Below are 19815 nucleotides of genomic sequence, written 5' to 3' on the forward strand. Positions count from 1 at the left end.
TCATGACGGACGTTCCGGCCCACCTGCCCCACCGCCGCCCCTTCCTGCTGGTGGACCGCGTGGTGGAGCGCGAGCCAGGCATCCGCGCGGTGGCGGAAAAGCTGGTGACGGGCCAGGAGCCCTGCTTCCGGGGCTCCAAAGGAGCCGTGCCCGCTCCCCTCCTGCTGGAAATGCTCGCCCAGACCGGCGGCTTCCTGGAATCGGACCCGCTCCACGGGTCGGCCGTCTTCCTGGCAGGGATCCGTGACGCCCGGTTCCCGGCCGCCGCCCATCCCGGCGACCGCCTCCGCCTGGAAGCGGTGGCGGATGGCGCCTTCGCGGGAATGATGAAAGTGCAGGGAACGGTGACCTGCGACGGGCGGGAACTGTGCACCGCCAGCCTCCTGGTCAAGCGCCTGTGAAGCGCGTTGTCGTCACGGGCCTCGGCATCGTCTCCTCCCTGGCCCTGGACCGGGAAGGCACCTGGGCCGCCATGCTGGCGGGCCGGGACGGGCTCGGTCCCCTCACCCGCCTCCACCTGCCCGCCGAGCCCGCCCAGATCGCGGGCGAAGTGCCCTTGGAACCGGAGCGGCATCGCACCCTGTGCGAAGTCATGGCGCGCCGGGCGCTGGAAGAAGCCCTCGACGGCCACCGGCCGGGCGGGGATCCCGCGCGCCTGGGCGTCTTCCAGGGGGCGGGCACCAGCGGCCTGCCCGTGGCGGAGGCCTACCTGGCGGATCGCCTCGCCGGACGGCGCGGTCGCGCGGCGGAACCCATCTACCAGAGCCCCGCCACCGTCACCGACGCCCTGGCCCGGATGATCGGCGCCGAGGGCCCCCGGGGGACGGTGATGAACGCCTGCTCGTCGAGCCTGCTGGCCCTGGGCCAGGCCTGGGAGCGCCTCGCCGCCGGAGAACTGGACCTGGCCGTGGCCGGCGGCGCCGAAGGCCTGTGCCGCACCACCTACGCGGGCTTCTCCAGCCTGAAGGCCATGGACCGCGCCAAATGCCGCCCCTTCAGCCGCGACCGCGCGGGCCTCAACCTGGGCGAAGGGACCGTGCAGATGGTCCTGGAGCCCCTGGACTTGGCCCTCGCCCGGGGCGCGGCCATCTACGCCGAGGTCGCGGCCTACGGGGCCACCATGGACGCCCACCACCCCACCGCCCCCCATCCGGAGGGCGAGGGCGCGTTCCGGGCCATGGCGATGGCGCTGCGGACGGGCCGGATCGCCGCGGAGGACGTGGACCTCGTCTCCGCCCACGGGACCGCCACCCCGGCCAATGATGCCGGGGAGTGCCTGGCCATCCGCCGGGCCCTGGGCGCCGCCGCCGATGCGGTCTCCGTCACCAGCACCAAGAGCCAGTTCGGCCACACCCTCGGCGCGGCCGGGGCCTTCGGAGCCGCCGCCGCCGTCCTGGCGCTGCGGGACCAGGTGGTCAGCCCCACCCTCCGGCTGGAGAACCCCGATCCCGCCTGCGACCTGGACTGCACGCCGCTCCACGCCAAATCCCGCCCTCTCCGGGCGGCGCTGGTGAACGCGTTCGCGTTTGGCGGAAATAACGTGGCGCTGGCCCTTCGCCGCTGGGAGGGAGTGTGACCGGCCTCGCGATCACCGGCCTGGGCCTGGTGCTGCCCTGCGGCGACGGGATCGACGCCGCCCGCGCGAGCCTGGAGGCGGGGCACCCGGCCTTCTCCGACCTGCCGGAAGCCCTGGGGCGGGGCCGGGGCGCCGCCTGCACGGGCTTCGATCCCACGGGCATCATCCCGCCCATGCAGCTCCGCCGCCTCGACCGCCCTTCCCGCTTCGCCTGGGGCGCCGCCCACCAGGCGTTCCGCGACGCGGGGCTGGATCCGCGCCCCCTGGGCGAGCGCATCGGTGTGGCGGTGGGAACCCTCACGGGCGGCAGCGAGGCCAGCGAAGCCTTCCTGCGTCCCTACCTCCAGCGGGGACCGGCGGGCGCCTCGCCCCTGGTGTTCCCCAACTGCGTGGCCAACGCCGCCAGCGGGCACCTCGCCCTCGCCTTCGGGCTGAAGGGCCCCAGCGCCACCTTCGTGGACCGGGAGAACGCGACCTTCGCGGCCCTGGAACAGGCGACCCGCTGGCTGCGAACGGGCTTGGCGGACGCGATCCTCGTCCTGGGAACCGACGGCCTCTTCCCCCTGCTCCTGGACCTCTGCCGGGGCGCGCGGCTGGTGGATCGACACGGCGATCCCGCGGTGGGATCCGGCCGGGGCTTCCTGCCCGGCGAGGGCGCCCAGGCCTTCGTACTGGAGCGCCGCGAAGCCGCCGACGCGCGGGGCGTCCGTCCCCGGGCGGTCCTGACGGATCTCGCCGCCCGTTCCGCCGCCAGCGATGACGAGGAAGCCCGGAGCCGGGCCCTGGCCGCGGCCGTCGCGGCCGTGAACGGACCGGTTCCCGAACGCCGGATCGGGGGCGGCAGCGGCCTCCCCCGCCTGGATGCCCTGGAAGCCCGCGTAGCCGCCGCCCATCCCCACTGGCCGCCGGTCCTCCATCCCAAGGCCCTGTGGGGGGAATTCGGCGGCGCGGGGGGTCAGCTTCTGGCAGCGGCCTGCCTGGCGCCGGCGGGCCGCGTCATCGTCACCGCCCCGGCCAGTTCGGGCGCCCAGTTCGCGGCCGCGCTGGAAGACGTTAGGCTGGATCGGCCATGAACGCCCGCGACCAGATCAGCATCGGCAGCCAGTCCATCCTGTGGGTGGCCGGCGTGGGCGTGGGCCTGCTGACCCTGGCGTTCGTCCTCGGCGTGCAGGTGGGCAAGCAGAGCGCCGCCCTGCGCCGCCCGCTCCAGAAGGGCGTGGAGGAGGAGCTGAAGGACCTGCCGGAGCCGCTGGTGGACCAGCTGCGGATCTTCGAGGGCGACGGCCTCGACAAGCTCGTCCCCACCCCGAAGGTGGACGCCACGGCGCCGAAGGAAGAACCCAAGGCCGAAGCGGCCCCCGCGCCGGAGCTGTGGACCCTCCAGCTCCTGTCTACCGCCGATGCCGCCGAGGCCAAGCGCGTCGCCGACAAAGCCAAAGCCGCGGGTTTCCCCACCGTCACGGTGAAGGACAAGGGCCAGATCAAGGTCCGCCTCGCCAAGCCCGCGGACCGGGCGGCCATCGACAAGACCGCCGAGAAGCTCAGCAAGGCCGGGTTCAAGCCCTTCGCGGTGAAGGCGGAGTAGGGCGAAAGGCTTTCACCACCAAGACGCCAAGGGCGCCAAGAAAAGCAAAAAACTCCTTTGCCTTTCTGATGCTTGGCCCTGGCTCCGACGAAACCTACGGTTTTGGGTAGACGCGGATGCCCGTCCACTTCTTCTCGGTATCGCCTGCGGCGATACGCGAGACGCCGTTCTGATGCTTGGCCCTGGCTCCGACGAGACCTACGGTTTTGGGTAGACGCGGATGCCCGTCCACTTCTTCAGGATCACCTTTCCGGGGGCGAAGCCGCGGGGCTTGCTGATGTCGGCGATGCGGGCGAGGTGGACTTCCACCTTGCCGCCGTCGCGGGCTTTGCTGTGGTAGGCGGCCAGTTCGGCGGCGCGTTCCAGGACGGTGCGGGGGAGCTCACTCAGCTTGTCGGGATTGCGGATCACCACGTGGCTGCCGGGGACGCTGGCCACGTGCATCCAAAAATCGGTGTTGTCGGCCACTTTGAAGGTGAGCTGGTCGTTCTCCGCGTCGCCCTTTCCGATCAGGACCTCGAACCCGTCCACCATCACGCTCCGAAAGGCCATGCCTTTCCCGTCCTTGCGCCGGGTGTCGGGATTCATGCGCTTCGCCTCCTTGGCCTTGCCCTTGGGATCGGGGGTCCTCTTCCCCTTCGGTTGTCGCTCAGGGGGAAGCGGCGGCGCAAGGGCCTCCTCCGCCTGGCGGCGCTCCCAGGCCGCGCGTTCCCGCGCCAGTTCGCCCTCCAGCTCCGCCACGCGGCCCAGCCCGCGCTCGGCCTTCTTGGCCGCCGCGAACCAGGCCTGGGCCGCGGCTTCCGCGTTCTTCCCCTCCGGAAGGGGAATCCGCGTGCCGTCCAAAAGAACCGCTTCGCGGGTGGCGCCCTTCAGGCGGTACAGCTCCGCCGAGACGCGCTGGCCCTGGGCTTTGAGCGGCAGCAGCGCCTCGTGCTTGGCGCGATCCCGGGCCAGGGCCTGGGCCAATCGCTCCAGCCGCGCGGCCTCGGCCTGGCGCTTCCGGTCCACCGCCGCGCGGGCCGGTGCCAGGATGAGGGCCTCCGCCCGTTCCTGCGACCACGCGCGATGGCGGGCCAGCAGGTCGCCTTCCCCCTCCATCACCTCGGGAATGAGCCCCTGCACGGCGCGGTCGAAGTCCTCCCCCCAGCGCTCCCGCCACCGGCGGTAGGGCGGCGGCTCCTCCGTGGGCTCGGGCGCCGCGGCCGGAAAGGGCGTGCCCAGCCCCAGGCGCGGCATCTGGACGTCCACCCCGTCCACGCGGATCCCCGCCCGGCCGGGAATCGCCTGAAACGCCACACGGACCGTCTCCAGCCGTCCGGTGATGGCCCGCCGCTGGAACTGGAGGCCGAGCCAGCGCTCGCGGGGATCGCCTTCCACCGCCTTCAGCCGGGCGCCCTGCACCCAGGGGCCCCACACTTTCCCGCTGTCCCGGGGAGCCTCGCCCTGCAGGCGGACCCACGCGGGGTGGGCCATGTCCAGGAGCCACAGCTCCGGTTTCGGCTGGAGGAGGAGGACCCACCCCTCGGCGGCCTTCCGCCCCGCCCACCGCAGGCCCAGGGCCCGGCCGGAGGCCCAGGCGCTCTCCACCGGAATCTCGCTCCGCTCCCGCAGCCAGGTTCGGGCCAAAGCCAGGATCAGGGGCGCGTCCATCCGCCGCCTTTCTCCCCCTGTCGCTCCGTCCCGCCACCGGTCATGCTGGATGCCCTCTTCTTTCAGCATCCCACGGGCCGGCCCTCGGGCATGGGCATCTGAGTTCGTTCCGGACCTGAATTCATCGATACTGTGAATCTATGAAGCACGCCGCCCCCAAGGACGCCAAGGCGCTCCAGGTTCTCCTGGTGGACGACAATCCCATCCAGTTGAGCCTCCTCCACCACCTCTTCCGCCGCCACGGGCACACCACCCTGGAGGCCAAGAACGGCGCGGAAGCGCTGATCCTCCTCGCCACCGAGTCGCCCGACGTGGTGGTGAGCGACTGCGTGATGCCGCTGCTCGACGGGTACCAGCTCTGCCGCCTGCTGAAGGACGACCGCGCCACCCGCCACCTGCCGGTGCTGCTGCTCACCGCCCAGGGCGCCGGCCTGGCCCGCTTCTGGGCGAAGACCTGCGGGGCGGACCGCTTCCTGGTGAAGGGTCGCGACCTGGATCATGTGGTGGAGGTCGCCGAGGCCCTGGTCCGCCAGGCCGACCGCCCCCGAGGCGCCCACGCGGTCCCCCGCTTGGCCCAGGAGAACTTCGGCGTGGACGCCATCCAGCGCCGGCTGGCCCAGGCGCTGGAGCAGCGTCTGGTCGAGACGGCGCTGCGCGATTCCATCGCCCGCCTCTACACCGCCGAGCACGACACCATGCGCCTGATCCGGGGCTTCGTGGAGATCCTCCAGGAACTGGTGCTTCCGGGCGCGCTGCTGGTGGCCTACCTGGGCGAGGACGGCACCTGGTGCCACGGCGTCCACGGCTCCTCCGCCAGCGAAGAGGACCGCCGCGCGCTGGAAGCCGCGGTGCGCCAGCAGGTCCTTCCCGATTCCCGCCAGGACTGCCATTGGCATCCGGTGCCGGACGACGACGAGCGCCGCCGCAGCCTGCGGGATCCCATCCTGCGCGTCCTGCCGGCCATCACCCCGGGCCATCCCGCGGTCAGCGCCCTCGGGTTCCTCACCGAGCGCCGCGCCGCCGAGGACTACGAGCGGCTGTTCGAGATCGGCGCCGAGGAACTGGGGCGCCTGCTCAGCCTGGAGGATTCCCGCCTCCGCCTCTACCGCCAGGCGGTCCGCGATCCGCTGACGGGACTGTACAACCGCCGCCACATCCTCGACATGCTGGAGCTGGAGCTGGAGCAGTGCGGCCGGTTCGGCCAGGATCTGTCCCTGATGCTCATCGACCTGGACCACTTCAAGGCCGTGAACGACCGGTTCGGCCACGCCGCCGGCGACCAGGTGCTCACCGTCATGGCCCAGCGGATGGCCTTCGGCCTGCGGAAGGTGGACCAGCTCGGCCGGATCGGGGGCGAGGAGTTCCTGGCCTACGGCCCCCAGACAGACCTGGAGGGCGCCCGCGCCCTGGCCGACCGCCTGCGGGAACAGGTGGCGGCGGAAGCCATCCCCGGGCTACCGGCGGGCGATCGCGTCACCCTCAGCATCGGCCTCGCCGCCTGGGACGGCCCCGAGGACACCGTGGAGAAGATGCTCTCCCGCGCCGACCGCGCCCTCTATCGCGCCAAGGCCGAAGGGCGGAACCGGGTCATCGGTTAAGATTCCGGCCGTATCGTTTGACTGGTTTCTGAGCGGGGGTGCATGATTTCGGTCATTCCCCCGGAGACAGCATGGATCCCGAGATTCCGAAGGGTGAGGCCCTGCCGGAGAGCGTGGAAGCACGCGTGGCTCGCCTGGAGGCCCAGGTGGCACAGCTTTACCACTCCCGTCCTGAAATGGTACCCGCGGCCCAAACGGCTCCTCATAGCACCTCACCCGCTCCCTTATCCACCCGACCTGCAGTTCCGCCCCCGGTACCGCCTACAGCCCAGACTGCAGCATCTTCCACTCCTCCCGGCCGCGAAGTTTCCCCAGTGATCTGGATCGCCGGCATCGGTGCGGCCCTCTTTCTTCTCGGGACCATCTTTTTTCTTCACTGGGCCATCCAGGCCGGATGGATGGGCCCCGAGATCCGTTTCGCCCTGAGCCTGTTAGCCGGCGCGGGGTTGTCGGTTCTTGCTGGAAACTTGCTCCTCGGCGATAGTCGCCGGCTGGGCGTGGCCCTCCTGCTGGCGGGCCTTGGCACTCTTCAGTTCGCCTTCAGGGCCGGAGCCATGGTTTACCACTTCTATGATCCCGCTCTGGGTCTGGGGGCGGTCGTCCTCATCACCTTGGTGGCAGGTGGACTCGCGGCGCGCAGCCGAAGCAGCGCGGCACTTACGGTCTCGCTGGCGTCTGGCCTCGCGGCACCTCTGATATTCAGTCAGGGTGGCCACCACGAGGTGGCTCTCGCCCTCTATCTGATTGCTCTTATGGCCGGGACCTTGGCCGTCCCCTACTTGTCAGGAACGGGAGAGGCCTGGCACGGATCCCGGTGGACAGCCTTGGGGGGCACCTGGGCCCTGCTGTCCCTGGCCTGCGCAAACGCAACGAAGCCCGACGCCCCCGCTCTCGCCACACTCCTCGCCCTTCACCTGCTCCTGGCGGGCCTGTGGACTTGGCTCCCGGGCTGCAGGGAGAAACCTGGAACCCCGACAACGATGTGGGTGGGGGTCTCCATCCTGGCTACTGCCTTGGGCTGGTTGCTGTGGAAATGCGCGAACCTCTCCTCTGAAGCTTTCGCCCTGCCCGTGCTCGTCGTAGCAGTTCTGAACTTGGCCCTGGTGAAACCCCTGCGAACCCGCCTGGGCTCCCGGCAAGCCGACTGGGGGCTGCTGGCGCTGGCGGTGGGACACCTGGCTCTGGCCGTGCCCATAGCTTTGGCTTGGCGATGGGTAGGGACCATGTGGGGGGTCTTCGCCGCAGCAATGACCGGCGCATCCCTGAAGGCGGAGGAGGGCAAGTACGCCGATGAGGCCGAGGCGCTGCGCTGGCTGGCGGCGGGCTTGGCCTTTCTCACCACTCTGCGGTGGGTCTTCCATGGGCTGGAGACGGCCTTCTCCCTCAATCCCGGCTTCACACCTCTCCTGAATCCCGCCTTCGCGGAAGGAGCCTTGGCCTCCATCGCCTGGTTCCTCCTGACCCGTCGCGCGGGCCCCGTAGGAATGGCGGCCTTTCTGGCCCTCGAAGTGACCGCCAATATGACAATGGCCTTGGAGGCGGCGCGCCTGGTGCAGTCGATGCAAGGGCCGGGGGCCGCACGCGTGGGGTTCTCCCGGGCGGCTTCCATTTCCATGACTCTGGTGTGGGCTCTTTCCGGGGCCTGGCAGTGGATGCGTGGCCTGCGGGAGGAGGATTCGGCCGGCCGTGCCCTCCAAATTGCCGGCTACGTATGGATGGGCTTCGCCGGGCTGAAACTTCTCACCTCCGACCTCGATCAAGCGGACACCCCTCTGCGGGCTTTGGCCTTTTTGGGCGTGGGCGGAATCGCCATGATTGCAGCCGTCCTCGCCAATCGTCGCCCCCGGAAACAGACACCGTGAGCCGCATCGCACCCCTGCTGCTGCTGAGCCTAAGCTTGGCCTGCGTTCTCAAGGACCGTGCGGCCCTCCAGCGGAGACCCATCGGCCCGGCCCTCGTCAGCGGATGGGCCTGCCTGCCCCTGGATGCCGATGCGCAACGCCAAATGGAAGGGGCTTGGATCGGGGACGCCGCGGGACGCAGCGTCCCCTTCGTCGAAGTTCGGGAGGGTCTGTGGGAATCTCGCTCGCTGCCTCTCGATCACCTGCTCACGGGCAGGGACACTGAAGGCCGACCTACGGCAGAGTTTGGACTGAAGCTGCCAGAGAGCTGGGCGGTGGGAGAGCGTGAGTCGTTAAGGCTGGATCTGGACCTGGAGGGACAGGCTCCTTGGGTAGCTCAGTTGCAGGTCGAGCGCCAACGGGAGGGCGGCGCCTTCGTCGCCTTCGAACCTTCCACCCTCCCTTACCTCTACGACTTGCCGCCCTCCGGAAGTCAGCGGAGCCTCGACCTCCCCTGGGACAGTCACCGTTATCGCCTGACGCTCCTTGCCTCTCAAGGTGAAGCCCCCCGCATCCGCGGACTCACTGTCCACGCTCAGACCCGCCCCGAGGCTCTGGAGACAGAGCTGAGCCTCGACGGCATCTTGGCGTCCGACCCCGACCGCCCTCACACCTGGCGGTTGCGCTTGCCGGAAGCTCAGCACGTGGTCGGACTGGATCTGCTGCTGGCGCCTCCCGCCGCTCCCCTGGCCCCGGAGATCCGCCTAAGCGAAGCCGAAGGCGACGAGGCCAACACCCCCACTCGGCCTTGCGGCTCCGGCGATTTGGTATGGAACCTTCCAGCCCTAGGCAGCCGGGCCACCCGCATCGCGCTGACCCCTACCATGGCGAAGGCCATCGCTTTCACCCTGCCCGAAGGCTCTATGCCTCTTTCAGCGCGGGTTCTGGTGCGGCGGCAGACGTTGCTTTTCCCTGTGGAAGCGGGCCAGACCTATGCCCTGCATCTGGGCGGCATGGCAAAGCCCGCCCCCGGCAGCCTGGGGGCTCTGCCCTCCCCCCGCGCCCTGGCTGCCACCACGCCCCTGGCCCTGGGTGCAGCAGAAGTGGACGACCAGGGTTTGCATCGACCCGTCCATGCGAATCAACAAATCCGCGTCTGGATGCCCTGGGTGGCCATCCTGGCCCTGCTGGGACTGAGCTACACAGCTTGGCGGCTCATGGCCCCTTCGGCCTCAGTTGCACCAGCGCCACCGCCGCCAGAATGACAACCATGCCGGCCGTTTCGCGGAGACCGAAGGCCTCGCCCAGAAGGCTGCTTCCCAGCAGGACGGCCACGACGGGGTTGAGGTAGGCGTAGGTGCCCATCTTGGCGGGGGGCCAGGCCTTGGCGAGGTAGATGTAGGCCGAGAAGGCCAGCACCGATCCGAACAGGGCGAGGTAGACGACGGCGCCGATGGCCTTGGATGACAGCGGCCCGCGCAGGAAGCCGCCCGTGAGCGGCGCGACCGCGAGGCCGATCACCGCCGCCGTGAGCATCTGGACGCCCACGTTGGTCATCAGCCCGCCGCCGTGGACGAAATGCTTCCCGTGGAGCGTGCCCCAGGACCAGATGAGCGGCGCCGCCACCATGGCCGCGAGGGCGCCGCCGTGGACGCGCATCCCGTGCTGCGGCCACACCAGGGCCGCCACGCCCAGGATGCCCAGGGCGAGGCCGGCCCAGCCCTTGGTTCCCAGGGGCTCCTTCGCCGCCGACAGCACCGCCAGCCACAGGGGAACGAGGGCGGCGAGCACCGCCACCAGGCCCGAGGCCAAGTGCAGCTCAGCCCAGGAGACGAGCGCGTTGGAGCAGCCCAACAGGAGGGCGCCCACCACCATCAGATGGCCGGTTTCGCGGAGGGAAGGCCAGGGCTCCCGCCTCAGCCGACCCAATCCCAGCGCGAGGAGCGAGGCCACGGAGAACCGCGCCGCCACCATGCCGTAGGGCGTGAAGGCCTCCAGGCCCAGGGCGATGGCGAAATAGGTGGAACCCCACACCACCGCCACGGTGAGGTAGGCGAGCCAGGGGAGCATCAGCGCTGGACTTCCCGCGCGGTCACTTCCGGGCCTTCCGGGCCTGGGCGTCCGAGGGGAAGGGGCTGGGACCGGCCTTCTCCCAGTGGGTCTCCAGGACGAGGGTGGTGCGGGTGGTGACCATGGGCCCCAGGGCGCGGATCCGGCGGAGGCGCTCGGCGATCCCGGCCGGCGTGTCCGCCACCACCTTCAGCAGCAGGGCATCCTCGCCGGCCACGGTGTGGGCCTCCAGGATGTCCGGCTCCTCCTCCAGCGCCTTGATGAAGCGCTGCTCGATGGCCTCGTTGTTGTCCTTGTAGCGCACCGCCACGAAGGCCACGTTGGGCTTGTTCACCGAGGCCGGCGTCACGCGCGCGGCGTAGCCCCCCAGGATGCCCTCGGCCTCCAGGCGCTTCACGCGGTCGATGATGGTGGGCCGGCTCACGCCCAGGCGCTCGGCCAGCTCCGCGTGGCTCATGCGCCCTTCCTGCTGGAGGAGGGCCACCAGGCGCCGATTCAGGTCGTCTTCCATCAGCGTCTTCGCCATGCGGGACTCCGGGTAGCACGGGTTGGTTCGCTTCATTGAACACTGTGCTAGCTTCCACTTCAATACGGATGACAACCCGTCAATAGCCGCCAGCGGTAAAATGCGGAAAGAGGTGCACATGGACTTCGCCCGACCCTTCACCGACCGGAGTTTTTTCCTGATCGCGGGGCCCTGCGTCATCGAAAGCCGGGAGCACGCCCACCTGATGGCCGCCAGCCTGCGCGAATTGGCCGAGGCCCGCGGCATTCCCTTCCTCTACAAATCCAGCTTCGACAAGGCCAACCGGACCAGCCAGGGGAGCCACCGGGGACCGGGCATGGACGAGGGCCTGGACATCCTGGCCGAGGTCCGCAGCCGCTACGGCGTGCCCGTCCTGACCGACGTCCACGAGAGCGACCAGTGCGCCCCCGCCGCCCAGGCCGTGGACGTGCTCCAGATCCCCGCCTTCCTGTGCCGGCAGACGGACCTCCTCCTGGCCGCCGCCGCCACGGGCCGCACCGTCAACCTGAAGAAGGGGCAGTTCCTGGCGCCCTGGGACCTGAAGCACGGCGTGGAGAAGCTCCGGTCCGTCGAGGGCCACGGCCCCGTGTGGGTGACGGAGCGGGGATCCAGCTTCGGCTACGGCAACCTGGTGGTGGATTTCCAGAGCTTCCCGCACCTCCGCAAGACCGGTTGCCCCGTGGTGTTCGACGCCACCCACAGCGTCCAGAAGCCGGGTGCCCTGGGGAACGCCACCGGCGGCGCCCGGGAGATGATCCCCACCCTGGCCCGCGCAGCCGCCACCGCGGTGGACGGGTTCTTCTTCGAAGTGCACGACTGCCCCGAGAAGGCCCACAGCGACGGGCCCAATGCGATGAGGCTCGAGGAGTTCGGCGCCCTGCTCGACGAGCTCCTCGTCCTGTGGCGGGCCGCCCGGGCCGGCGCGCTGCAGGATCCCGCCGGGAAATGAACGGCGAAGGGATCAGGGCCGGGCGCGGCCTGGAGCTGCGGCCCCTGGGGGTGCGGGACGCCGCCGCGCTCTTCGCGCTGGTGGAGGCGGAGCGGGAGCGGCTGCGCCGGTGGCTGCCGTGGCCCGACTCGCAGCGGGCCGTCCAAGATTCGCGCGTCTACATCCAGCACATGCGGCTCCAAGCGAAGCGGGGCGTGGCCCGCGCCTTCGGCCTGTGGTGGAAGGACCGGCTGGTGGGCGTGGCCAGCTTCGTGTGGATCGACGCCGTGAACCGGGCCGCGGCCATCGGCTACTGGCTGGCGGCCTCAGCCCAGGGCCACGGGCTGATGACCGCGGCGGTCGCCGCTCTCGTCCGCCACGGATTCCGCACCCTGGGGCTCAACCGCATCGAGATCCGCGCAGGGGTCCGCAACCGGCGCAGCCGCGCCATCCCCCAGCGCCTGGGCTTCCGGCACGAGGGCACCCTCCACCAGGCCGAGCGGCTGGCCGATCGGTTCGTGGACCACGCGGTCTACGGTCTGCTGGCCGCCGACTGGCGCGCCCGCTAAACCCTCCCGGAGGCGGACGGGTAGCCCATTCCATGCGCCGCGTTCTCCTACCCGCCCTCACCCTCCTCGCCGGGTCCTGCGTCCCATTGGCGGCCCAGTCGGCGATGGTCTCCCTCGTCCGCCAGCCCCGGGCCACCGCCCTGGAATTCACGGTCCCGATCACCGATCTGGAGGCCAAGAGCCATGGGGACTCCACCTACGCCCACCTGGGCGTGGGCCTGGGCCTCCGCCACTGGGACGACGGGGACACCGCCCTCCGGTTCGTGGCCGACGCCAACGCCTCCGGGGGCAAGTTCTTCGGCGCGCTCGGCGCCATCGTGGAGATCCCGCCGGGCGAAGGCGGATTCATCGGCCCCCGCCTTCGCCTCGGGTGGGCGTTCCAGCGCGCCTGGGCCCTCAGCCTCGAAGGCGAGCACCTGGAGCGCCCCTTCACCCACGGCCTCACCCCCCGCCGCCGAAGCAATCTGGGGCTGGCGCTGACGGTCCGGTTCTAGGGCGGAGCCGCCCCTACTCCACGCCCGCGGCGTAGGTCAGGTTCAGCAGGGCCATGGCCCGGGTGACCTTCCCGATGCTGTTGCGGGTGGTGTCGGTGTAGGGGATGCCCCGGGCGTCCAGGGCGTCGTAGTCGAAGTTGCCTTCGCCGCTGAGGTCGAAGCACAGGGCGCCATCCTTGATCCATTCGGTGGGAATCCGGTAGCCGGAGGCCGGCACGGCGCTGACGATGACGTCGGCGATCCGAATGAACCCCTGCAGGTGGTCCTTGTTGGTGTTCGCGTGGCAGAGGATGGGCGTGGCCTTCAGGTTGGCCACCATCGCGGTGAGGGGCCGGCCGATGCGGAGGCTGTCGTTGATCACCAGCACGGTCTTGCCCGCCAGCCAGTTCTCCCCGAAGCCCCGCTTCAGGGTCTTCACGATGGCGCGCGCGGTGCAGGGCGTCATGCAGCGGTGCTGGGTGCCGTCGTCCATCCGCTTCCGGTACTTGGTGAGGAACCCGATGTTGATGGCGTGGAGGCCCTCGATGTCCTTGCTGGGATCCACCAGGTCCATCACCTCGTCGTCCTTGATCTCCGGATAGCGCAGGGGATAGAAGATGAACACGCCGTGGGTCTTCTCGTCCTGATTGAGGCGGGCGACCAGCTTCACGATCTGCATCCCGTTCTCCACGCGCAGGTCCGCCGCGTTGATCCCCAGATCCTCGCAGTCCTTCATCAGCCAGCGCTGGTAGGTGACGCTGCCCGGATCGCCGCTACCCAGGATGACCCCCAGCCCCGGCGAAAAACCCAGCTTCTTCACGTTGGAACGCACCAGCTCCAGGTAATGGCGGGCCGTTCCCTGGCAGTCGAGCTTTCCCGTCAGCGTGGTGGGCATGAAGCACCTCGCCTGCCAGTTTATTCCATGCCCCCCCTATCCGCGCGGCGGGACTCTATTCTGGTTCCATGCGCCCTTTCAAGCCCAATCCCGGCGAACTCCAGCGGCGGCTCCGCGCGGCCTATCCCGACGCCCACTGCGCCCTCGACCACCGCGACCCGTTCCAGCTCGTGGTGGCCACCATCCTGAGCGCCCAGTGCACGGACGCCCGAGTGAACCTCACCACCCCCGCCCTCTTCGCCCGCTATCCCGACGCCGCCGCGCTGGCCGGTGCCCGGCAGGACGAGCTGGAGGGCCTGATCAAATCCACGGGCTTCTTCCGCAACAAGGCCAAAAACCTCATCGGCCTGGGCCAAGCCCTGATCGCGCGCCACGACGGCAAGGTGCCCTCGGATCCCGAGGCGCTGGGCGCCCTCCCCGGCGTGGGCCAGAAGACCGCCAACGTGGTGCTGGCCAATGCCTTCGGCGTGCCCGCTCTGGCGGTGGACACCCACATCTTCCGCGTGGCGCGGCGGCTCGGCCTGTCCCAGGGTTCCACCCCGGAAAAGGTGGAGGCGGACCTCCGCCGGCTGTTCCCCCGGGAGGACTGGATCGTCCTCCACCACCAGCTCATCTTCCATGGCCGCCGCGTGTGCGACGCCCGCCGCCCCGACTGCCCCGCCTGTCCCCTGCTGGACCTGTGCCCCACGGGCCTCGGGCTGATGGAGGATCCCCACCTCGGCGTGAAGCTGACGACGAATCCGGCGCCTCCCGCGAAGGGGCGCGAGCGGAAAGCCGCAGCCAGGAAGGCCCTGCCTGATCTCCCCCCGCTCTCGTCCGGCTTCCCCCGCCGCGTCATCAGCCTGGTGCCGTCGGTGACGGAGCTGCTGGCGCAATGGGGGCTGGCCACGCGGATCGCCGGCCGCTCCAGGTTCTGCGTGGAGCCCCGGTGGATCCGGAACACCGTCCCCTCGGTGGGCGGGACGAAGGATCCGGACCTCGACCGCATCCGCGACCTGGCGCCGGACCTGGTGATCCTGGAGCGGGACGAGAATCCAAAGTCGGTTGCCGACGCCCTGACGGCCCTGGGCATTCCCTGGCTGGCCCTGGAGATCCGCACGGTGAAGGATGCCGCCGCGGCGCTCCGCGACCTGGGGAAGCGCCTGGGCGTTCCCGAGGCTGCCGAGGCCCGCGCCGCGGCCGTGGAAACCGCCCTCAAGGGCCGCTCGCGAAAGAAGGGACCGCGCGCCCTCGCCCTGGTCTGGAAAGGTCCCTGGATGAGCGCCGGCCCGGATACCTACGTCGGCGACCTCCTGCGCCAGGGCGGCTTCACCGCCGTCGGTCCCGACCGCTATCCCGCGCTTACGGACGAGGATCTGCAGGCCCTCGCGCCCGACCTCGTCCTGCTCCCCAGCGAGCCCTACCGCTTCACCCGCCGCCACCAGGCCGACCTCCAGAAACTCCTCCCCGACACCGACATCCGGCTGGTCGACGGCAAGGCGCTGACCTGGTACCTCAGCCGGACGGAGATGGGGCTGGAGCTGGTGCGGAGCCTTCACGGCGACTGACCATCGCTTATCGAGGTATCCTGTCCTCTGAGTGCGACGCTTCGGAGGATGTATGCCGCTCCCCTTGCTCTGCGTGATGATGGCCGCCCCCGCCGTTCAGGCTCCCGCGCCCGCGACGGAGGCCCAGCGGGTGCTCGACGCCGCCCGCGCGAAGGCGAAGGAAGTGGCGGCTGCCCGTGCCGCCTTCACCAAGGCCGGCGGCAACACCAAGGACTTCAAGGGCGACTGCGCCAAGGAACTGGCTGCCCTGGAGGCGCGCCTGGCCGCGGATCCCCAGCCGGAGCTCAAGCAGGCGCTGCTGGTCAGCACCCTCTACCACCTGCAGTTGGCCAAGATCGAGCCCAGCCCGGCGCTGCTCGCCCGGGTCCAGAAGGACGTGCCGCCCACGGCCGCGGCCTGGAGCCTGGAACCGGGCCTCCTCGGCACGCGCCTCGAAGCGGATCCCAAGGGCTGGGGCGCCTACGTGGCCGAGGCGCGCACCAAGCACGCCGATCCGGATCTCCGCCGCTCGCTGACCTTCGATTACTTCTGGGAGCGCCTGGACGCCAAGGACGAAGCCGAGTGGAAGCCCGCCTTCGACGTCCTTCAGAAGGAGTTCCCCACCAGCCGCGAAGCGAAGCTCGCCGGCGAGATCCTGGAGGGCGAGCGCAAGACCGGGATCGGCCGCCCCGCGCCGGCGTTCAGCCTGGCGGCCCTCGGTGATTCCGCCACCACCTATTCCGTGGCGAGCTTCAAAGGCAAGTACGTGCTCGTCGACTTCTGGGCCACCTGGTGCCCCTCCTGCCGGGCCGAAATCCCCGCGCTGCACGCCGCCTGGGCGAAGTTTAAGACCAAGCCCTTCGAGATCCTGTCGCTCTCCTTCGACCGCCGCGTCGAGCACATCGCGCCCTACCGCAAGCAGGCGGCCACGCCCATGCCCTGGAAGCACGCGTTCGTCGAAGGCGGATTCCAGAGCCCCGTGGCGTCCGCCTACGGCGTGAAGGGCATCCCCAAAGCGGTGCTCATCGGCCCCGACGGCACCATCGTCGCCAATGGCGCCCAGCTCCGCGGCGAGAACCTGGAGAAGACCCTGGAGACGTTCCTGGGCAAGTAGGCGCCACTATCGAGAAAATGAAAGGGCCCGCATTCGCGGGCCCTTTTTCATCGGCCTTCCAGCCAGGCTTTCATGGTCTCCGGCTTCTGGAAGCCGAGGATGCGCCTCAGCTCCCGACCCTCGGCATCCAATAGAAGCACGGTGGGATAGCTGCGGATCTGGAGCTTCCCGGCCAGGTCCTTCCGCCTGGCATCGGTGTCGATGCGGATGGCCACGGCGTTCTGGGCGATCCACTGCTTCACGCCGGCGTCGGGCCAGGTCTTCTCGTCCAACTCTTTGCACTGGGCGCACCAGTCCGCATAGATGTCCACGAGCACCAGCTTCTTCTCGGCCTTGGCTTTGGCGAGCGCGCCGTCGAAGTCCTGCTCCAGCCAGCCCGCGTGGTCCTCCTTCGCAGCCGCGGCGCCACCCTTGGGGAGGAGTTCCACCTTCAGGAAGGTCTCCGTCGCCCGGACGCCCAGTAACATCGCCAGCGCCAGGCTCAGCAGGGCGATCCCCTTCCTCAACTGGCCCACCAGACCGGATGCCGCTTCGAAGGCCCCGAAGACCGCCGCGCCGGCGAGGGTCACGGCGGTCCACATGCCGAAGTTCGCCCAGTCGGGAACCACCAGCCGCACGTTCCAGGCCGCGAAGCCCAGCACCACCAGGCCCATGCCCTGCTTGAAGCGGGTGAGCCAGTCGCCGCTCTTCGGCAGCGCCGCGGAAAAGGTCCCCACGGTCAGGAACAGCACACCCATGCCCAGGGCGAACACGAAGAGCTGGAGGCCGCCGAGGAATACGTCCCCCTGCTGGGCGATGCGCACCAGGACGGCGCCGATCACGGGCCCCACGCAGGGCGCCGACAGCGGTCCCAGGACGAGCCCCATCACGAAGGCGCCGCCGAAGCCCTTCCGGCCGCCGCTGCCCTGCAGCTTCATGGCGAGCGCCGGAGGCAGGGCGATCTCGAAGGCACCGAAGAGGGACAGGGCGAACGCCGCGAACAGCAGCGACACGGGCACGAGGAAGGCGGGCTTCTGCGCGAAGGCGCCGAACGCGGCGCCGCTCTTGGCGGCCAGCACGCCCAGGGTCGTGTAGGTCGCGGCCATGCCCAGAACCAGCGCCAGGGACAGCGCGAAGCCCCGGGACTTGCCGCCCCCCTTCGCCCCGACGATGGCCATGGTGATGGGGATCATCGGATAAACGCAGGGCGTGAGCGACGCGGCCATGCCCGCGAGGAAGGCCACCAGCAGCGACACCAGGAGGCCGGAGCGGGAGGCCGGTTCGGAAGCGGGCGCGGCGGGGGCTTGGATCTGGGGAGGAACGGGCGAAACGGCGGCCTGGGGAGGGTTTTCCGCCGGGGAAGCCGCCGGGTGTTTCACGTCGGCCGCCAAAGAAAGGGCCGGGATCTCCGCCGCTTTCACGTCCAAGGTGCGCGTGGTGGGCGGGAAGCACACGCCGCCCTCGCCCTCCGTGCAGGGCTGGTAGGTCACCTCCACTTTCACGGTCCCGGTCAGGCCCTCGCCGCGGAGGGGGATCCGGACGGTGCCGTGCCAGATGCCGTCGCCGATCTCGTCCTTGGCGGTGGTGGCGGGCAGAGGTCCCGCCTTCAACGTCCCCGCGCCGCCCTTCTTCGCCACCTCCATGAACGCGGCTTTGAGGTGGGCGCCCTCGGGAACCGTGACCACCACGGCGCCCTTCTGGAAGGCCAGGGCCACGCTTCCCACGGGATCGAAGGTCGGGTCCGCCCGCTGGGCCCAGGCCGCTGCGGCCAGGCACAGGCTCCAGAGGAGGATCTTCAGGGTCCGCATGGCGACTCCAGGCGTGCGCGACGCACGCCTCCATGATCCCCCCGAGGGCCCTCCTCCCGCCAGCGGAGGAAACCTAGGAGAGGCCGCCCGCCGCCCGCTGCACGAAGTTCTGGAGCCCCATCCGGTCGATGAGGTCGAGCTGCGTCTCCAGCCAGTCGACGTGCTCCTCTTCGCTTTCGAGGATGTCCTGGCAGAGGTCGCGGGTCACGAAATCGCGGATCCCCTCGGCGTGGACGATGGCTTCGCGCAGGTCCTGCATGGCCTCCATCTCCAGCGCCAGATCGCCCTCCAGCACTTCCTTGGGGTTCTGGCCGATGCGCAGCCGATTCAGCTCCTGCAGGTTGGGCAGGCCCTCCAGGAACAGGATCCGCTCCACCAGCTTGTCGGCATGCTTCATCTCGTCGATGGACTCGCGGTACTCGTGCTCTCCCATCTCCTTCAGGCCCCAGTTGCGGCACATGCGGGCATGGAGGAAGTACTGGCTGATGGCCGTGAGCTCGTTGCGAAGGATCCGGTTGAGGTGCTGGATGGCGGTCGCGTCGCCTTGCATGGGGCCTCCGGGGGGAAAGGGCCCCCACGGTAGCGAACCTGCCGCCCGCTCTACAACCTATTTCAACTGGCCTTAGCGATTCCGGCGCTTCCCCAGGAAGGTCGGCACCGGCCTCCGCAACCCCACGGCGTCGTTGCCGGTCCGGCGGCGGCGGGTTCGGGCATCAGACGCACGGGCTCCCCCGCGCGTACGGCCAGGACGGCCTCCTCCAGCGACGCCACGCAGCGGAAGCAGTCGGGCCGCGCGGCCAGGATCTCGAAGACCGCCTCGGCCGAGTCCGCGCCGCGCTCCCGCACGGCCCAGTGGACCTGGTCCTCCGTGATGGCGCTGCAGATGCACAGGAACATGCCCGACCTCGCGCCTTAGATTACAACAATAGATACGAAGTCTCAATATCAAACACTGCACCCCTCCCTGGACTAGCCTGGATCCATGGCGCCGAACTTCCCCTTCCCCTGGTCCGACCCCCTCCTGGCGCGGCTGCGGGCCCATCTGGCCGCCGAGCCCTTCGCTCGGGACGCGGCCCACGACCTGGGCCACCTGCTCCGGGTGGCGCGGCTGGCGGGAAGGCTGGCCGCGGAGGAGGGCGCGGACGCGGAAACCTGCGTGGCGGCGGCCCTGCTTCACGATTTGGTCTACCGCCCCAAGAACCACCCCGAGTCGTCCCTGACCGCGGGAATGGCCGCGGAGCAGGTGCCGGAGTGGTGCCGGGCCACGCCGGGGCTGGAAGCGAAGGCCGAGGCCGTGGCCGCGGCGGTGGCCACGCACAGCTGGAGCGGCGGCGGCGAGCCCGCCACGCGGGAGGCCGCCGTGGTCCAGGACGCGGACCGACTGGAGGCGCTGGGCGCCATCGGGATCGCCCGGGTCTTCGCCACGGGCGCCAGCTTCGGCGCGGGCCTGTGGCACGCCGAGGATCCCTGGGCGGAAGCGCGCGACCTGGACGACAAGGCCTGGAGCCTCGACCACTTCGAGCGGAAGCTGCTCAAACTCGCAGCCGGCATGAAGACCTCCGCGGGCCGGCGCCTCGCGGAGGAGCGCCAGCGGACCCTCCTCGCCTACCTGGCCGCCCTCCGCAGCGAATTGCAGGTTCATTCCCAGCCGTAGGCGGGCCGGCGGCGGCCGGACGC

The 19815-nt window shown here is 70.2% G+C and carries 20 protein-coding genes; 13 read left to right on the forward strand and 7 right to left on the reverse strand.

Features of this window, described 5'->3' with window-relative positions; all coding sequences use genetic code 11:
• Positions 1-2 precede the first annotated feature (2 nt).
• Genes RAH39_RS12840 through RAH39_RS12855 form a run of 4 tightly spaced genes read left to right on the forward strand, consistent with a single transcriptional unit; the run spans position 3 to position 3161 of the window.
• Positions 3-401 (forward strand): 3-hydroxyacyl-ACP dehydratase FabZ family protein, encoded by a 399-nt coding sequence (locus RAH39_RS12840; RefSeq protein ID WP_306590521.1) that lies wholly within the window; start codon positions 3-5, stop codon positions 399-401.
• On the forward strand, positions 398-1576 hold the full coding sequence (locus RAH39_RS12845) for a beta-ketoacyl-[acyl-carrier-protein] synthase family protein (protein ID WP_306590522.1): 1179 nt from the start codon (positions 398-400) through the stop codon (positions 1574-1576). Before RAH39_RS12840 ends, RAH39_RS12845 begins: the two co-directional genes overlap by 4 nt.
• Positions 1573-2649: a beta-ketoacyl synthase N-terminal-like domain-containing protein gene (locus RAH39_RS12850; RefSeq protein ID WP_306590523.1), complete on the forward strand. Its 1077-nt coding sequence runs from the start codon at positions 1573-1575 to the stop codon at positions 2647-2649. Before RAH39_RS12845 ends, RAH39_RS12850 begins: the two co-directional genes overlap by 4 nt.
• Positions 2646-3161 carry an SPOR domain-containing protein gene (locus RAH39_RS12855; protein WP_306590524.1) on the forward strand — a complete coding sequence of 172 codons (516 nt, stop codon included), beginning with the start codon at positions 2646-2648 and terminating at the stop codon, positions 3159-3161. Before RAH39_RS12850 ends, RAH39_RS12855 begins: the two co-directional genes overlap by 4 nt.
• 198 nt (positions 3162-3359) lie before the next feature.
• On the opposite strand, the gene RAH39_RS12860 is transcribed toward RAH39_RS12855, so the two are convergent.
• Positions 3360-4811 (reverse strand): NFACT RNA binding domain-containing protein, encoded by a 1452-nt coding sequence (locus RAH39_RS12860; protein WP_306590525.1) that lies wholly within the window; start codon positions 4809-4811, stop codon positions 3360-3362.
• Between the two features lie 140 nt (positions 4812-4951).
• Between RAH39_RS12860 and RAH39_RS12865 the strand changes: the two genes are divergently transcribed.
• The 3 genes from RAH39_RS12865 to RAH39_RS12875 all read left to right on the forward strand — a co-directional run bounded on the left by RAH39_RS12865 (position 4952) and on the right by RAH39_RS12875 (position 9515).
• Positions 4952-6409: a GGDEF domain-containing response regulator gene (locus RAH39_RS12865; protein WP_306590526.1), complete on the forward strand. Its 1458-nt coding sequence runs from the start codon at positions 4952-4954 to the stop codon at positions 6407-6409.
• Positions 6410-6723: 314 nt separating this feature from the next.
• Complete coding sequence (locus RAH39_RS12870) at positions 6724-8271, forward strand: DUF2339 domain-containing protein (protein WP_306590527.1); 1548 nt, start codon at positions 6724-6726, stop codon at positions 8269-8271.
• Positions 8268-9515: a hypothetical protein gene (locus tag RAH39_RS12875; RefSeq protein ID WP_306590528.1), complete on the forward strand. Its 1248-nt coding sequence runs from the start codon at positions 8268-8270 to the stop codon at positions 9513-9515. Before RAH39_RS12870 ends, RAH39_RS12875 begins: the two co-directional genes overlap by 4 nt.
• On the opposite strand, the gene RAH39_RS12880 is transcribed toward RAH39_RS12875, so the two are convergent.
• On the reverse strand, positions 9466-10320 hold the full coding sequence (locus RAH39_RS12880) for an EamA family transporter (RefSeq protein WP_306590529.1): 855 nt from the start codon (positions 10318-10320) through the stop codon (positions 9466-9468). The two genes, RAH39_RS12875 and RAH39_RS12880, sit on opposite strands and share 50 nt — an antisense overlap.
• 22 nt (positions 10321-10342) lie before the next feature.
• Positions 10343-10846, reverse strand: coding sequence for an Lrp/AsnC family transcriptional regulator (locus RAH39_RS12885; RefSeq protein WP_306590530.1), 504 nt, complete (start codon positions 10844-10846; stop codon positions 10343-10345).
• A 118-nt stretch (positions 10847-10964) separates the two neighbouring features.
• Here RAH39_RS12885 and kdsA point away from each other — a divergent pair, with 118 nt between their 5' ends.
• The 3 genes from kdsA to RAH39_RS12900 are packed head-to-tail and all read left to right on the forward strand — an operon-like array spanning position 10965 to position 12837.
• Positions 10965-11795: a 3-deoxy-8-phosphooctulonate synthase gene (gene kdsA / locus RAH39_RS12890; protein ID WP_306590531.1), complete on the forward strand. Its 831-nt coding sequence runs from the start codon at positions 10965-10967 to the stop codon at positions 11793-11795.
• Positions 11792-12343, forward strand: a complete 552-nt coding sequence (locus RAH39_RS12895; protein WP_306590532.1) for a GNAT family N-acetyltransferase — start codon at positions 11792-11794, stop codon at positions 12341-12343. Before kdsA ends, RAH39_RS12895 begins: the two co-directional genes overlap by 4 nt.
• 32 nt (positions 12344-12375) lie before the next feature.
• Positions 12376-12837 (forward strand): hypothetical protein, encoded by a 462-nt coding sequence (locus RAH39_RS12900; RefSeq protein WP_306590533.1) that lies wholly within the window; start codon positions 12376-12378, stop codon positions 12835-12837.
• Positions 12838-12850: 13 nt separating this feature from the next.
• Here the strand turns inward: RAH39_RS12900 and RAH39_RS12905 are convergent, their stop codons facing one another.
• On the reverse strand, positions 12851-13711 hold the full coding sequence (locus tag RAH39_RS12905; protein ID WP_306590534.1) for a bifunctional 5,10-methylenetetrahydrofolate dehydrogenase/5,10-methenyltetrahydrofolate cyclohydrolase: 861 nt from the start codon (positions 13709-13711) through the stop codon (positions 12851-12853).
• A gap of 68 nt (positions 13712-13779) precedes the next feature.
• On the opposite strand from RAH39_RS12905, the gene nth reads away from it, so the two are divergent.
• The gene (gene nth, locus RAH39_RS12910; protein ID WP_306590535.1) at positions 13780-15258 is read left to right on the forward strand and encodes an endonuclease III; all 1479 of its coding nucleotides are present in this window, start codon (positions 13780-13782) and stop codon (positions 15256-15258) included.
• 52 nt (positions 15259-15310) lie between these two features.
• Positions 15311-16351: a TlpA family protein disulfide reductase gene (locus RAH39_RS12915; protein ID WP_306590536.1), complete on the forward strand. Its 1041-nt coding sequence runs from the start codon at positions 15311-15313 to the stop codon at positions 16349-16351.
• Between the two features lie 47 nt (positions 16352-16398).
• Here the strand turns inward: RAH39_RS12915 and RAH39_RS12920 are convergent, their stop codons facing one another.
• The 3 genes from RAH39_RS12920 to RAH39_RS12930 all read right to left on the reverse strand — a co-directional run bounded on the left by RAH39_RS12920 (position 16399) and on the right by RAH39_RS12930 (position 19035).
• Positions 16399-18138 (reverse strand): protein-disulfide reductase DsbD family protein, encoded by a 1740-nt coding sequence (locus tag RAH39_RS12920; protein WP_306590537.1) that lies wholly within the window; start codon positions 18136-18138, stop codon positions 16399-16401.
• A gap of 73 nt (positions 18139-18211) precedes the next feature.
• Entirely contained in the window at positions 18212-18688 is a 477-nt protein-coding gene (gene bfr, locus RAH39_RS12925) for a bacterioferritin (RefSeq protein WP_306590538.1), read from the reverse strand.
• Between the two features lie 62 nt (positions 18689-18750).
• On the reverse strand, positions 18751-19035 hold the full coding sequence (locus RAH39_RS12930) for a (2Fe-2S)-binding protein (RefSeq protein WP_306590539.1): 285 nt from the start codon (positions 19033-19035) through the stop codon (positions 18751-18753).
• An 85-nt stretch (positions 19036-19120) separates the two neighbouring features.
• Here RAH39_RS12930 and RAH39_RS12935 point away from each other — a divergent pair, with 85 nt between their 5' ends.
• Positions 19121-19792 carry an HD domain-containing protein gene (locus RAH39_RS12935; RefSeq protein ID WP_306590540.1) on the forward strand — a complete coding sequence of 224 codons (672 nt, stop codon included), beginning with the start codon at positions 19121-19123 and terminating at the stop codon, positions 19790-19792.
• Positions 19793-19815 lie beyond the last annotated feature (23 nt).

The organism is Geothrix sp. 21YS21S-4, assembly GCF_030845995.1.
Lineage (GTDB): Bacteria > Acidobacteriota > Holophagae > Holophagales > Holophagaceae > Geothrix.